This is a genomic window from Pseudomonas sp. CFBP 13710 (assembly GCF_014842235.1).
In the GTDB taxonomy this organism is placed as follows: domain Bacteria; phylum Pseudomonadota; class Gammaproteobacteria; order Pseudomonadales; family Pseudomonadaceae; genus Aquipseudomonas; species Aquipseudomonas baltica.
In genome coordinates this window covers 283739-298241 of sequence record NZ_JACYVJ010000004.1, presented here as the reverse complement: position 1 = coordinate 298241, position 14503 = coordinate 283739, and the positions used below count along the sequence as shown (strand labels likewise).

11 protein-coding genes and 1 riboswitch are annotated in these 14503 nt (G+C 64.4%); of the genes, 6 read left to right on the top strand and 5 right to left on the bottom strand.

The genetic code is table 11. The features are described from left to right. Nucleotides 1–112: 112 nt before the first annotated feature. Complete coding sequence (thiC, locus tag IFT44_RS12305; RefSeq protein ID WP_192175963.1) at nucleotides 113–2017, bottom strand: phosphomethylpyrimidine synthase ThiC; 1905 nt, start codon at nucleotides 2015–2017, stop codon at nucleotides 113–115. A 151-nt stretch (nucleotides 2018–2168) separates the two neighbouring features. Next, nucleotides 2169–2273: riboswitch (TPP riboswitch) on the bottom strand. 167 nt (nucleotides 2274–2440) lie between these two features. On the opposite strand from thiC, the gene IFT44_RS12300 reads away from it, so the two are divergent. Then, complete coding sequence (locus IFT44_RS12300; protein ID WP_122480407.1) at nucleotides 2441–3898, top strand: TolC family outer membrane protein; 1458 nt, start codon at nucleotides 2441–2443, stop codon at nucleotides 3896–3898. Nucleotides 3899–4476: 578 nt separating this feature from the next. Here IFT44_RS12300 and IFT44_RS12295 read toward each other — a convergent pair. The 4 genes from IFT44_RS12295 to IFT44_RS12280 all read right to left on the bottom strand — a co-directional run bounded on the left by IFT44_RS12295 (nucleotide 4477) and on the right by IFT44_RS12280 (nucleotide 9833). Continuing rightward, nucleotides 4477–6252 (bottom strand): acyl-CoA dehydrogenase C-terminal domain-containing protein, encoded by a 1776-nt coding sequence (locus IFT44_RS12295; protein ID WP_192059032.1) that lies wholly within the window; start codon nucleotides 6250–6252, stop codon nucleotides 4477–4479. A gap of 90 nt (nucleotides 6253–6342) precedes the next feature. Beyond that, nucleotides 6343–8148 (bottom strand): phenylacyl-CoA dehydrogenase, encoded by a 1806-nt coding sequence (locus tag IFT44_RS12290; protein ID WP_122480409.1) that lies wholly within the window; start codon nucleotides 8146–8148, stop codon nucleotides 6343–6345. 194 nt (nucleotides 8149–8342) lie between these two features. After that, complete coding sequence (locus tag IFT44_RS12285; protein WP_192059029.1) at nucleotides 8343–9092, bottom strand: TOBE domain-containing protein; 750 nt, start codon at nucleotides 9090–9092, stop codon at nucleotides 8343–8345. A 9-nt stretch (nucleotides 9093–9101) separates the two neighbouring features. After that, nucleotides 9102–9833 (bottom strand): ComF family protein, encoded by a 732-nt coding sequence (locus IFT44_RS12280; RefSeq protein ID WP_192102855.1) that lies wholly within the window; start codon nucleotides 9831–9833, stop codon nucleotides 9102–9104. A gap of 102 nt (nucleotides 9834–9935) precedes the next feature. Here IFT44_RS12280 and bioB point away from each other — a divergent pair, with 102 nt between their 5' ends. From bioB to bioD, 5 genes are read left to right on the top strand one after another with little or no spacing between them, the layout of a single operon-like run. After that, nucleotides 9936–10994 carry a biotin synthase BioB gene (gene bioB, locus IFT44_RS12275; protein WP_122480412.1) on the top strand — a complete coding sequence of 353 codons (1059 nt, stop codon included), beginning with the start codon at nucleotides 9936–9938 and terminating at the stop codon, nucleotides 10992–10994. A gap of 52 nt (nucleotides 10995–11046) precedes the next feature. Next, nucleotides 11047–12219: an 8-amino-7-oxononanoate synthase gene (bioF, locus tag IFT44_RS12270; protein WP_192102854.1), complete on the top strand. Its 1173-nt coding sequence runs from the start codon at nucleotides 11047–11049 to the stop codon at nucleotides 12217–12219. Further along, nucleotides 12212–12943, top strand: coding sequence for an alpha/beta fold hydrolase (locus tag IFT44_RS12265; protein WP_192102853.1), 732 nt, complete (start codon nucleotides 12212–12214; stop codon nucleotides 12941–12943). Before bioF ends, IFT44_RS12265 begins: the two co-directional genes overlap by 8 nt. Nucleotides 12944–12977: 34 nt before the next feature. Continuing rightward, nucleotides 12978–13823: a malonyl-ACP O-methyltransferase BioC gene (bioC, locus tag IFT44_RS12260; protein ID WP_192102969.1), complete on the top strand. Its 846-nt coding sequence runs from the start codon at nucleotides 12978–12980 to the stop codon at nucleotides 13821–13823. Next, entirely contained in the window at nucleotides 13820–14500 is a 681-nt protein-coding gene (gene bioD, locus IFT44_RS12255; RefSeq protein ID WP_192102968.1) for a dethiobiotin synthase, read from the top strand. Before bioC ends, bioD begins: the two co-directional genes overlap by 4 nt. Nucleotides 14501–14503: the final 3 nt, after the last annotated feature.

The window sequence follows — 14503 nt, the reverse complement described above, 5'->3', positions numbered from 1 at the left end:
GTCGAAGGTTGTTGGGGCATTGGCGGTGCCTGTTCGCGGCCGCTGACCGCTCCTACGGAGGAATCGTAGGAGCGGTCAGCGGCCGCGAAAGCCGCACCACCGAAGATACTGACTAGACCTTTTGGTACAGCTGGCTGCCTTCCTGCTTGAAGCGCTGCGCCTGTTCGCGCATGCCCTCCTCCACGCTCAGGTCGACGGCTTCGATCTTCTGGTTGGCCGCGTACTCGCGCACTTCCTGGGTGATTTTCATCGAGCAGAACTTCGGCCCGCACATCGAGCAGAAATGCGCGACCTTGGCCGAATCCTTGGGCAAGGTTTCGTCGTGGTAGGCGCGCGCGGTGTCCGGGTCCAGCCCCAGGTTGAACTGGTCTTCCCAGCGAAACTCGAAGCGCGCCTTGCTCAAGGCGTTGTCGCGGATCTGCGCGCCCGGATGTCCCTTGGCCAGGTCGGCGGCGTGGGCGGCGATCTTGTAGGTGATGATGCCGGTCTTCACGTCATCCTTGTTCGGCAACCCAAGATGCTCCTTGGGCGTCACGTAGCAGAGCATGGCGCAGCCGAACCAGCCGATCATCGCGGCACCGATGCCCGAGGTGATGTGGTCGTAACCCGGCGCAATGTCGGTGGTCAGTGGGCCCAGGGTGTAGAACGGCGCTTCGTCGCAGCATTCCAGCTGCTTGTCCATGTTCTCCTTGATCAGTTGCATCGGCACATGCCCCGGACCTTCGATCATGCACTGCACGTCGTGCTTCCAGGCGATCTTGGTCAGCTCGCCAAGGGTTTCCAGTTCGCCGAACTGGGCTTCGTCGTTGGCGTCGGCGATCGACCCCGGACGCAGGCCGTCGCCCAGGGAAAAGCTGACATCGTAGGCTTTCATGATTTCGCAGATGTCATCGAAATGCGTGTACAGGAAGTTTTCCTTGTGATGCGCCAGGCACCACTTGGCCATGATCGACCCGCCGCGACTGACTATGCCGGTGACCCGCTTGGCGGTCAGCGGCACATAGCGCAACAGCACACCGGCATGGATGGTGAAGTAGTCGACGCCCTGCTCGGCCTGTTCGATCAGGGTGTCGCGGAACAGCTCCCAGGTCAGGTCCTCAGCCGCGCCGCCGACCTTTTCCAGGGCCTGATAGATGGGTACGGTGCCGATCGGCACGGGCGAGTTGCGGATGATCCACTCGCGGGTTTCGTGGATGTGCTTGCCGGTGGACAGGTCCATCACCGTGTCCGAGCCCCAGCGAATGCCCCAGGTGAGCTTGGCCACTTCTTCCTCGATGGAGGAACCCAGCGCGCTGTTGCCGATGTTGCCGTTGATCTTCACCAGGAAGTTGCGGCCGATGATCATCGGCTCGAGTTCGGTGTGGTTGATGTTGGCCGGGATGATGGCGCGGCCGCGGGCGATCTCGTCGCGGACGAATTCGGCGGTGATCTCCTTTGGAATGCTGGCGCCGAAGCTGTGGCCCTTGTGCTGGTCCTTGAGCAGGCCGGCAGCGCGCGCCTCGGCCAGCTTCATGTTCTCGCGGATGGCGACGTATTCCATTTCGGCGGTAATGATGCCCTGGCGGGCATAGTGCATCTGGCTGACGTTGGCGCCGGCCTTGGCCCGGCGCGGGTTGCGCACATGGGCGAAGCGCAGTTTGGTCAGTTCGTCGTCGCTCAGGCGTTGCTGGCCGAAGCTCGAGCTCAGGCCGGCCAGGCGCTCGGTGTCGCCGCGGTCGTCGATCCACGCCGAGCGCACGTCGGCCAGGCCCTTGCGCACGTCGATGACGACGCTGGGGTCGGTGTACGGGCCAGACGTGTCGTAGACGGTCACCGGCGGGTTGATTTCACCTGCGCCGCTGCCGGTCGAGAAGTCGGTGGGCGTGACATCCAGGCTGATCTCGCGCATCGGCACGCGGATGTCCGCACGCGAGCCCTGGACGTAGATCTTGCGCGAACGGGTGAAGGGCTGCACGGAGCCCGAATCGACCTGGGCCGATTCGCTCAAATGCACGGTGTTTTTTGCTTTTGTATTCATCACAGGCTCTCCAGACGGCATCCATCACGGGAATGTCGGAGCGAACCTGAAAGGCACGGATGCACCCTGTGAACGGATGCTGTGCTTGTACGCGAGGTGCTGTGCAGAAAATGCGCGAGACCCCGGACGAAGCACAAGAGGACTCGCCGAAAGGACGAGAAATCTTGTTCCCTACGCAGGCGTTAACCTGATCAGGTTCAACGGGATCCGGATTATCCGATCTCAACCTCATAGCAAGGCACCCCGACAAGAACGTGCACAGCATAGACGGCCCGCACACGGAACGCCAACTCCGCCTGCAGGTCTTGATATTGGCCGTTGCGCCGGATTGTTGTGCGGCGCGTCGCGCTCTACACTCGCCCTGCCCCACGCCTATTTTCACAGCTGATGCCCAGACCCAGCTTTCAGACCAAGGATTGCCCCATGCTGCGCAGTAGATTTCCCTCGGCAACGGCCCTCGCCCTGGCCGTGTCCGGTGCCATTCCAGGCATGGCCCTGGCGCAGCAGGCACCGCTGGCGAGCATGACCGACCTGGTCAGCGTCTATCAGGAAGCGGTGCTGAACAACGCCGACCTGGCCGCGTCGCGGGCCGACTACGCCGCGCAAAGCGAAATCGTGCCGCAGGCGCGGGCCGGCTTGCTGCCCAACCTGTCGGCGGGCTACGACATCAACGATACCCGCACGGCGCTGGACCAACCGTCGGCGGTGTACAACCGCAGCGGCAATTCCTACCGGGCGCAGTTGAGCCAGCCGCTGTTCCGCGCCGACCGCTGGTTTCAGCTCAAGGCCGCCAAAGCGGTCGACGAGCAGGCGGCCGTGCAGCTGTCGGCCACCGAGCAGAACCTGATTCTGCAGAGTGCCCAGGCCTATTTCTCGGTGCTGCGCGCGCAGGACAACCTGGCCACCGCGCGTGCCGAAGAGAATGCTTTCCGGCGCCAGCTCGATCAGTCGCAGGAGCGTTTCAACGTCGGTCTGTCCGACAAGACCGACACCCTGCAATCCCAGGCCAGCTACGACACCGCCCGGGCCAATCGAATCATCGCCCAGCGTCAGGTCGACGACGCCTTCCAGGCCCTGATCACGCTGACCAACCGCGAATACAACTCGATCCAGGGCATCGTTCACACCTTGCCGGTGCTGGCGCCGATGCCCAACGACGCGAGTGCGTGGGTCGACACCGCTTCCCGGCAGAACCTCGATCTGCTGGCCAGCAACTACGCCGTGGAAGCTGCCGAGCAGACCTTGCGCCAGCGCAAGGCCGGGCATGCGCCCACGGTGGATGCGGTGGCGCAATACCAGAAGGGTGACAACGACAATCTGGGTTTCAGCAATCCTTCCAATCTGCCGGGCGTGAGCTATGGCAGCGACGTGTCGCAGCGCAGCATCGGGGTGCAGTTGAACATTCCGATCTACAGCGGCGGTTTGACCAGTTCGCAGGTCCGTGAGGCCTATGCGCGGCTCACGCAAAGTGAGCAGCAGCGTGAAAGCCTGCGCCGACAGGTGGTGGAGAACACCCGCAACCTGCACCGCGCGGTGAACACCGATGTCGAGCAGGTGCAGGCGCGCAAGCAGTCGATCATCTCCAACCAGAGCTCGGTGCTGGCCACGGAAATCGGCTATCAGGTGGGAACGCGCAACATCGTCGACGTGCTCGATGCGCAGCGCCAGCTGTACAGCTCGGTGCGCGACTACAACAACACCCGCTATGACTACATTCTCGACAACCTGCGGCTCAAGCAGGCGGCGGGCATTCTGAGCCCCGGCGACCTGCAGGACCTGACACGATTCCTCAAGGCCGATTACAACCCGGACCGGGATTTCCTCCCGCCAGACCTGGCCAAAGCGGCCGAAGCGCTGCTCAAGCCGCCAGCGAAACCATGACCTGACGCGCCGCTGCTACAGGGGGTGGGTGAGCCGCGTCCGGCGTCGAAGCGGGGTGTCAGGTGTATCGCGTCGCCAGTGACGCGGCTTGCGCCGCTGCTACACGGGTCGCGCAGCCCGTAATGAGCCCCACGCGTTCCTGTAGCAGCGGCGCGAGCCGCGTCCGACGTCGATGCGGAGTGTCAGGTGTATCGCGTCGCCAGTGACGCGGCTTGCGCCGCTGCTACACGGGTCGCGCAGCCCATAATGAGCCCCACGCGTTCCTGTAGCAGCGGCGCGAGCCGCGTCCGGCCTTGATGCAGTGGGTCAGGTGTACCGCGCAGTGGGTGACGCGGCTTGCGCCGCTGCTACAGGGGAAATTATTCGGGAGCGGAAAAAAGAAAACCCCGCCGAGGCGGGGTTTTGCAGACTGTTTCCCATGACATCCATTTCCGTCCGCCGTCCTGGCAGAAATCCTACGTGTCCCTGTTATATCTAGGCGCATCCTGCGCAACGTCCTTGGAGTGAAGATTAACTGTGGATCCAATCCGTGGATATAGCTCAAAGACACCACGTGATGTAAGCCAAAGCTTACATCGTCAGAATTGCTCCTCATCCAACAGAAACAGTGACGCGCTGCCGGCATCGACGGCAGCCGCCAGCGAGTGGATCCGCGGCAACAACCGGGCGAAATAAAAGCGCGCCGTGCCCAGTTTGCTGGCATAAAACGCCTCGTCCTGCCTGCCCAGCGCGGCCGCCGCCATTCTCGTCCACATGTAGGCGTAGGCGGTGTAACCAAAGGCCTGCAGGTACTCGACCGATGCGGCGCCGATCTCGCGCGGATCGTTCGCGGCGCGGTCCAGAACCCCTGCCGTCAAGGCGTCCAAGCGATCCAGCGCGTGAATCAGCGGCTGGGCGAACTCCTGCAACGCGGCATCGGCCTGGGCGGCGTAGGCACGCACTTCGTCGGAAAACAGCTGATAGAACGCACCACCGTTGCCCACCACCTTGCGGCCCATCAGGTCCAGTGCCTGGATGCCGTTGGTGCCCTCGTAGATCTGGGTAATGCGCACATCGCGGACCAACTGCTCCTGGCCCCATTCGCGGATATAGCCGTGGCCACCGAATACCTGCTGGCCATGCACCGTGGTTTCCAGGCCCAGGTCGGTGAGGAAGGCCTTGGCCACCGGAGTCAGCAAAGCCACCATGTCTTCGGCGCGCTTGCGCGTGGCCGGCTCTTCGCTGTACTTGGCGGTGTCCAACTGCAGCGCCACGTAGGTGGAGAACGCCCGCCCGCCTTCATTGCAGGCTTTCATGGTCAGCAGCATGCGCCGCACGTCCGGGTGGACGATGATCGGGTCGGCCATCTTGTCGGCCTGCATGGCCCCGGTGGGCGAACGGCTCTGCAGCCGGTCACGGGCGTACTCCACAGCGTTCTGATAGGAGCGCTCGGCCGACGCTAGGCCCTGAATGCCTACGCCCAGACGCTCGTAGTTCATCATGGTGAACATGGCCGCCAGGCCCTTGTTGGCCTCGCCGACCAGGTAACCGGTGGCGCCATCGAAGTTCATCACGCAGGTGGCCGACGCCTGGATGCCCATCTTGTGTTCGATGGAACCGCAGGACACCGCGTTGCGCGCGCCCAGGTTACCGTCGGCATCGACCATGAACTTGGGCACCAGCAGCAGCGAGATGCCCTTGGGGCCGGGCGGTGCGTCGGGAAGCTTGGCCAACACCAGATGAATGATGTTCTCGGTCAGGTCGTGTTCGCCGCCGGTGATGAAGATTTTCGTCCCGCTGACCTTGTAGCTGCCGTCTGCCTGCGGTTCGGCACGCGTGCGGATCAGGCCCAGATCGGTACCCGCATGGGCTTCGGTCAGGCACATGGAGCCGGCCCAGGTCCCGGCATACATCTTGGGCAGGTAGGTGCGTTTCAGCTCTTCACTGGCATGGGCGTTGATGGACAGGCAGGCACCGGCAGTCAGCATCGGGTACAGGCCGAACGCCAGGCTGGCCGAGTTGACCATTTCCTCGACCTGCGCCGAAATCACCTTGGGCATGCCCATGCCACCGTGGGCAGGTTCGCCACCCACGCCGACCCAGCCACCCTCGGCGTAGGTCCGATAGGCCTGGATGAACCCGGCCGGAGTGGTCACCGCGGTATCGCGCCAGTGGCAGCCCTCTTCATCGGCCGCCCGGCTCAAGGGCGCGATGGCCTGGGCGGTGACCTTGCCGGCCTCCTCGAGAATGGCCTCCATGGTGTCGACATCGACGCTGTCGGCCAGGCCCGGCAGCTGCGCCCAGTGGCTGGCAACGTCGAATACTTCGTTCAGAACAAAGCGCATATCGCGCAGGGGAGCTTTGTAATCCGCCATGGCTGACTCGCAGAAATTCGAGGGCTGAGGTTCGAAAGCCGGGTGGCGCGCTCGGCAAGACGCGCGCCGCCCGGCTGGTTGGCGTACCTGTCAGTAGGACAGGCCGAAGTGCGCTTCGTCCATGTCCATCAGGTTGGCCGCGCCCGAGAGCATGGCGGCAACGTGAGTGCGGGTGCGCGGCAGGATGCGCTGGAAGTAGAAGCGCGCCGTTTGCAGCTTGGCCGTGTAGAACGCGGCATCGCCCGTGCCTTCAGCCAGCTTCTGCGCTGCCACACGAGCCATGTCGGCCCAGAAATAGGCCAGGCAGGCGTAACCCGAATACATCACGTAATCGACCGAGGCTGCGCCGACTTCTTCGCGATCTTTCATGGCGGCCATGCCGACCTTCATGGTCAGCTCGCCCCACTCCTTGTTCAACTGCGCCAGGGGTGTAACGAACTCGGCGACGGCCTCGTTGCCTTCGTTGGCCTGGCAGAACTTGTGCACGATCCGGGTAAAGCCCTTGAGGGCCTCGCCCTGGGTCATGAGCACCTTGCGCCCCAGCAGGTCGAGTGCCTGGATGCCGGTGGTGCCTTCGTACAGCATGGAAATGCGGCTGTCGCGCACGTTCTGCTCCATGCCCCACTCGGCAATGAAGCCGTGCCCGCCGTAGATCTGCACGCCGTGGTTGGCGGCCTCGAAACCGACTTCGGTCATGAACGCCTTGGCGATCGGCGTCATGAACGCCAGCAGAGCATCGGCGCGCTTGCGCTCTTCCTCGTCCTGGCTGAACTTGAGCACGTCCACCAGCTTGGCGGTGAAATAGACCATGGCCCGCGTGCCTTCGGCGAAGGCCTTGATGGTCAACAGCATGCGCCGTACGTCCGGGTGCACGATGATCGGGTCGGCAGCCTTGTCGGGCGCCTTGGGGCCGGTCAGCGAGCGCATCTGCAGGCGATCGCGGGCATAGCGCAGGCCACCCTGGAACGCGACTTCGGCATGGGCCAGACCCTGCAGGGCAGTGCCCAGGCGTGCCGTGTTCATGAAGGTGAACATGCAGTTCAGGCCCTTGTTGGCAGGGCCGATCAGGTAGCCGGTGGCGCTGTCGAAGTTCATCACGCAGGTGGCGTTGCCGTGAATGCCCATCTTGTGTTCCAGCGAGCCACAGCTCACCGCATTGCGCGCGCCGATCGCGCCATCGCTGTCAGGCAGGAACTTGGGCACGATGAACAGCGAGATGCCCTTGGTGCCGGCCGGTGCATCGGGCAGGCGTGCCAGCACGATGTGCACGATGTTGTCAGCCATGTCGTGTTCGCCGGCAGAAATGAAGATCTTCGTGCCGCTGATTGCATAGCTGCCGTCGGCCTGGGGTTCGGCCTTGGTGCGCAGCATGCCCAGGTCGGTGCCGCAGTGTGGTTCGGTCAGGCACATGGTGCCGGTCCACTCGCCGGACACCAGCTTGGTCAGGTAGGCCTCTTGCTGCTCGGGCGTGCCGTGGGCGGAAATGGTGTTCATGGCGCCGTGGGACAGGCCGGGGTACATGCCCCATGACCAGTTGGCGCTGCCGATCATCTCGCTCACCGCCAGACCGAGGGATTCGGGCAGGCCCTGGCCACCGTGTTCGACGTCGTGGGCCAGGCTTGGCCAGCCGCCTTCGACGAACTGTTTGTAGGCCTGCTTGAAGCCGGTCGGCGTCTTCACGCCGTCTTCGCTCCAGGTGCAGCCTTCGATGTCGCCCACACGGTTCAGCGGAGCCAGTACCTGTTCGCAGAACTTGGCGCCTTCTTCGAGGATGGCATCGACCATGTCCGGGGTCGCATCCTGGCAGCCGGGCAGGCTTTGATAGTGCGCTTCGTAGCCGAGCAACTCGTCGCGGACGAAGCGAATATCACGCAAGGGGGCCTTGTACTCAGGCATAGCGATAAACCTCTGCTGATGAATTCCGATGGGTTCGACCTGCGACAGGTTGTCGCTATCAAACGGCTGTTTGAAACATACGTTTACGCCTGCGCAAAGTCAATACCCGCCCGGCGGCCGTCACGGTGCCGTGGCGGCTGCGGGCTGGCTCGCTGAAAAGGGGGATCAACAGGGTTCGGCGGGTATGGCGCGGGTTAGAGCGGAGTACCGAGTAGAACGTTGGCAGGATCGAGCCACACATTGACCGAGTCGCCCTCACGGATCGAGCAGTGCTCGGAAAGTGCGCACAGGGTCTGCCCATTCGCCAGGCCGATACGCATTTCGCAAGGCCCTCGAGCGTCCTTCAGGACCTGCTCCAACACACCCTGCAGGCAGCTGTGACCAGGCATGGCGGGAGCATCCAGTGGCAACACGCACAACCAACCCGCCTTGATCAAGGCCACCACACCAGCGCCGGGCACCAGCGTCAGGGTTTGCGTGCTGTCATGGGTGATCTGCGCACGCAGGCTCAGCCCCGCGCCCAGGTCCAGAGTGATTTCGTCGTTGCGCCCTTGAGCGTCGATGGCAGTCACGCGGCCGTGCAGTTGATTGCGGGCGCTGGTACGCAGCATGAGTCGGCCCAGCAGGTCGAGGTCGCCGACGTCCTCGGCGGCTTCGAGCACCTGCGCCTGCAAGGCCTGGAGCTTCTGGTAAAGGCGCAGCATGCGCTGCCCTTCCGCGGACAAGCACGCGCCACCACCGCCCTTGCCGCCCACGACCCGTTCGACCAGCGGCGTTTGGGCCAGGTTGTTGAGTTCGTCGATGGCGTCCCAGGCGCCCTTGTAGCTCAGGCCAGCCGCCTTGGCGGCACGGGTGATCGAACCCTGCTCGGCGATATGACGCAGCAGTTCGATGCGTTGCGGACGACGGGCGATGTACTGGGCCAGCAAAGGAGGCAAGGTCATGGCCCAAGGCTACTCGGGCTTGGCCGTGCGCGCCAGACAGTAGACGTCGACCCGCGCGGCGCCGCCCTCGCGAAGCAGCGTGGCCAGGGCCTGCGCGGTGGCGCCGGTGGTCATCACATCGTCGACCAAGGCGACGTGCACTCCGTCGAGCACCGCACCGGGCATCAAGGCAAAGGCTCGTTCCAGGTTGTGCAGCCGCGCCTTGGCGCCCAGTTCCTGCTGCGCCTGGGTCTCGCGCGGTCGTTGCACCAGGGTCGAATCGCAGTCGATGTGCAGTGCCTCGGACAACCACCGAGCGAGCATTTCAGCCTGGTTGAAACCGCGTCTGCGCAGGCGTTTGCGCCCCATGGGCACCGGGATCAGCAACTGCGGGCGTGGCAACCCTTCGTTGAAACGATGATCGAGCCAGTGACTGGTCAACTCGGCCAGCAAACGTCCATAGGGCCACTGGCTGTTGTGCTTGAAGCGGGTGATCAGGCTGTCGAGGGGAAAACCATAGTGCCAGGGGGTTTCCACCTTGCCGAATGCGGGTGGCCGACGCCGACAGGGCGCGCAGGTGAACCCACTCATCGCCAAGGGCAATGCGCACACCGTGCACTGCTCCTCCAGCCAGGGAAGGTCGCATTCGCAGGCCTCGCACAGGGCATAGGGATTGCCCGACGCTTCGTCGCACAGCAGGCAAATCTGATCATTTTCTAGCCACTTGTAGACCCTGGCAGCCGTAGAAGGTTGACAGTGCATGGAGCTTCCTTAATCATGCCCGCATTCAACTCAATAGCCGCGTTGCGCCCATGGACATTCCAGCGTCCCTGCGCGCGCCCAAGCATAAACAAGGAATCGCCGATGAGCGCCAGTACAACTGCAACCGTTCGTCACGACTGGACCCTGGCCGAGGTCAAGGCGCTGTTCGTGCAGCCGTTCAACGACCTGCTGTTCCAGGCGCAAAGCGTGCACCGGGCGCATTTCGACCCCAATCGGGTCCAGGTCTCGACCCTGCTGTCGATCAAGACCGGCGCCTGCCCCGAGGACTGCAAGTACTGCCCGCAATCGGGGCACTACAACACAGGGCTGGAAAAAGAAAAGCTGATGGAAGTGCAGAAGGTGCTCGAGGAAGCCGCCCGCGCCAAGGCCATCGGTTCGACGCGATTCTGCATGGGCGCGGCCTGGAAACACCCTTCGGCCAAGGACATGCCCTACGTGTTGCAAATGGTTGCCGGGGTCAAGGCGCTGGGCCTGGAAACCTGCATGACCCTGGGGCGCCTGGACGAAGACCAGACCAAGGCGCTGGCCCAGGCCGGCCTCGACTACTACAACCACAACCTGGACACCTCGCCGGAGTTCTACGCCAGCATCATCACCACCCGCACCTACAGCGAACGCCTGCAGACCCTGGCCCACGTGCGCGACGCCGGCATGAAGATCTGCTCCGGCGGCATCCTGGGCATGGGCGAGTCGCTGGACGACCGCGCCGGGCTGCTGATCCAGTTGGCCAACCTGCCCGAGCATCCCGAGTCGGTGCCGATCAACATGCTGGTGAAAGTGGCCGGTACACCGCTGGAAAACGCCGAGGATATCGACCCGTTCGATTTCATCCGCATGCTCGCCGTGGCGCGCATTCTCATGCCGCAGTCCCATGTGCGCCTTTCCGCCGGGCGCGAAGCGATGAACGAACAGATGCAGGCACTGGCTTTCCTGGCCGGGGCCAACTCGATCTTCTATGGCGACAAGCTGTTGACCACGGCCAACCCGCAGGCAGACAAGGACATGCAGTTGTTCGCCCGCCTGGGGATCGCTCCCGAAGCTCGTGAAGAACACGCCGACGAGGTCCATCAAGCGGCCATCGAACAGGCCCTGGTCGAGCAGAAGAGCAGCGACCTGTTCTACGACGCCGCGTCCGCCTGACCCTGCGCCGGCCCCAGCGGCCGGCGTTCACCCCCTGCCATTCGAGGCCTGCATGCCCTTCGACCTCAGCGCGCGCCTGGCCGAGCGCCACGCCGCCGACCTCTATCGTCAGCGTCCATTGCTGCAAAGCCCGCAGGGGCCATGCGTGGTGGTCGATGGCCAACCGCTGCTGGCTTTCTGCAGCAACGACTACCTGGGCCTGGCCAACCACCCCGAAGTGATCAAGGCCTGGCGCGAGGGCGCCGAGCGCTGGGGCGTGGGCGGTGGAGCATCGCATCTGGTGGTCGGTCACAGCAGCCCTCACCACGCGCTGGAAGAGGCCTTGGCCGAATTGACCGGGCGTCCGCGGGCGTTGCTGTTTTCCACCGGCTACATGGCTAACCTGGGGGCGGTCACCGCCCTGGTGGGGCAAGGCGATACCGTGCTGCAGGACCGGCTCAACCACGCCTCGCTGCTAGACGCCGGGCTGCTCAGCGGCGCGCGCTTCAGCCGTTACCTGCACAACGATGCCGCCAGCCTGGAAACGCGCCTCGACAAAGCCACCGGCAATACGCTGGTGGTGACCGATGGCGTCTTCAGCATGGACGGTGACCTTGCCGAGCTGCCGCAACTGGCCGCTTCGGCCCGCGCCAAGGGTGCCTGGCTGATGGTCGACGATGCCCACGGGTTCGGTGCGCTAGGCGCCACCGGTGGCGGTATCGTCGAACACTTCGGGTTGGGGTTGGACGATGTGCAGGTGCTGGTCGGGACCTTGGGCAAGGGCTTCGGCACTGCGGGCGCCTTCGTAGCCGGCAGCGAGGAACTGATCGAGACGCTGGTGCAGTTCGCCCGGCCCTACATCTACACCACCAGCCAGCCACCGGCGCTGGCCTGCGCCACGTTGCGCAGCCTGCAGCTGCTGCGCAGCGAGCACTGGCGGCGCGAGCACCTGGCGACCCTGATCGCGCAGTTCAGACAGGGCGCTGCCCGGTTGGGCCTGACCTTGATGGACAGCTTCACGCCCATTCAACCCATTCTCATCGGCGACGCCGGGCGAGCCCTGCATTTGTCGCGGCTGTTGCGCGAGCGCGGAGTGCTGGTGACGGCCATTCGCCCGCCAACAGTGCCTGTCGGCAGTGCGCGATTGCGGGTCACGCTTTCGGCCGCTCACAGCAGTGCCCAAGTGCAGCGACTGCTCGATGCGCTGGCTGAGTGCTACCCGTTGCTGGGAGCTGAACATGCTTGATCGCTTGATCCTGCTACCTGGCTGGGGCCTGGGCAACGGTGCTTTGGATCCCCTGGTCGCCGCCTTGCGAGGGCTCGCTGAACCCGTGCAGGCGCGGATCGAAGCCTTGCCCGAGCCCGGTTCCATCCAGCTTTCCGACTGGCTCGACGCGCTCGACGAACGCCTGCCGGACGGTGTCTGGCTGGGCGGCTGGTCGCTGGGAGGCATGCTTGCTGCCGAACTGGCGGCGCGCCGTGGCGAGCGCTGTCGTGGCTTGCTGACGCTGGCCAGCAACCCCTGTTTCGTGGCCCGCGCCGACTGGCCGGAGGCGATGCCCGCTAAGACGTTCGAAGCGTTTCTGGCCGCTTGCGAGGCGGATCCGAAAAACCTGCTGAAGCGCTTCGCGTCGCTTTGTGCGCAAGGCGCTGCTGATCCGCGCGGGCTTTCTCGGCGACTGGCGGTTGCTGAGCCGACTTCGACACAGACGTTGGTGGAGGGCCTGCATGTGCTGGCGGAGCTGGATACCCGGGCCGCGTTGCAGGCGTTTGCCGGGCCGCAACTGCACCTGTTTGCCGGGAACGATTCGCTGGTGCCTGTTGGTGCCGTAAGCGCGTTGCGGGAGCTGCTGCCAGAGGCGGAGATCGGCCTGGTCGAGCAGACCAGCCATGCGTTCATGCTGGAGGACTCGCAAAGGGTCGCCGGTGCAATTCAGGCCTTCCTGCGTGAGCGAGGTTTTGATGAATAACGGCAAGGGTGTTGCGTTTGGCGCACGTTTGGCGATGGTAGATGACGCGGCTTGCGCCGCTGCTACAGGGGCCGAGGCGGGGTCTGCGTTGCCGGACAAGCGGCGGGTGGCGGCTTCCTTTTCCAAGGCAGCGGCGAGTTACGACAGCGTCGCGCAGTTGCAACGCGACGTTGGGCACGCGCTGCTCGCACGCCTGCCGACCGGTCTGCAACCCTCGCAATGGCTCGACTTGGGCAGCGGCACGGGCTATTTCAGCCGCGCCCTGGCGCAGCGTTTTCCCGAGGTCGCCGGCGTGGCGCTGGACATTGCCGAAGGCATGCTGACCCACGCCCGCGCCCAGGGCGGCACCTCTTGGCATGTGGCCGGAGATGCCGAGCAACTGCCGTTGCGCAATGGCAGCTGTGGCCTGATCTATTCCAGCCTGGCGGTGCAATGGTGCAGCGACTTCGCCGCGGTGCTTGCCGAGGCCCACCGAACACTGCAGCCCGGTGGCGTGCTGGCATTCGCCAGCCTGTGCGCGGGCACGCTGCACGAGCTGCGCCAGAGCTGGCGCGCAGTGGATGGCCGGGTGCACGTCAACCGCTTCCGTGAGTTCGCCGACTACCAGCGCCTGTGCGCCAACAGCGGTCTGGAGGTACTGAGCCTGGATAACGTGCCCCATGTGCTGCACTACGCGGACGTGCGCGGCCTGACCCATGAACTCAAGGCGCTGGGCGCGCACAATCTCAACCCCGGCCGACCCGACGGCCTGACCGGCCGCGCGCGCATGCTTGGTCTGCTGCAAGCCTATGAAGCCTTTCGTGCACCCCAGGGGCTGCCAGCCACTTACCAGGTGGTCTACGCTGTGCTGCGCAAACCCGTCGAGCAAGGACAATTCTGATGAGCGCCTATTTCATCGCCGGTACCGACACGGACATCGGCAAGACCACGGTGGCGGCCGGCCTGCTGCACGCCGCCCGGCTCAAGGGCCTCAGTACGCTGGGTGCCAAACCCGTCGCCTCGGGCTGCGATGTCACACCCAAGGGCCTGCGCAACAGTGATGCGCTGGCCTTGATGGCGCAGAGTTCGATCAGCCTGGAATATGCGCAGGTCAATCCAGTGGCCTTCGAACCGGCGATCGCTCCACACATTGCCGCTCGCGAGGCTGGCGTGGCGCTGACGGTTGGATCGTTGCTGGCGCCCATGCGCCACGTGCTGGCCCAGCAGGCAGACTTCACCCTGATCGAAGGCGCCGGCGGCTGGCGCGTGCCGCTGTCCGACCAGGCCAACCTGTCGGACTTGGCCATTGCCCTGAAACTGCCGGTGATTCTGGTGGTGGGCGTGCGCCTGGGCGCCATCAGCCATGCGCTGCTCAGTGCGGAAGCGATCGCCCGCGACGGCCTGCAGCTGGCCGGCTGGGTGGCCAACATCATCGAACCGAAAACCTCACGCCTGGAAGATAACCTCGCCACCCTGGCCGAACGCATGCCAGCGCCCTGCCTGGGTCGCGTGCCCTACCTGAAGGACGCCAGTGCCCAAAGCGTTGCCGAGCATCTGCATCTGGAGCTTATTGGGTAGGAC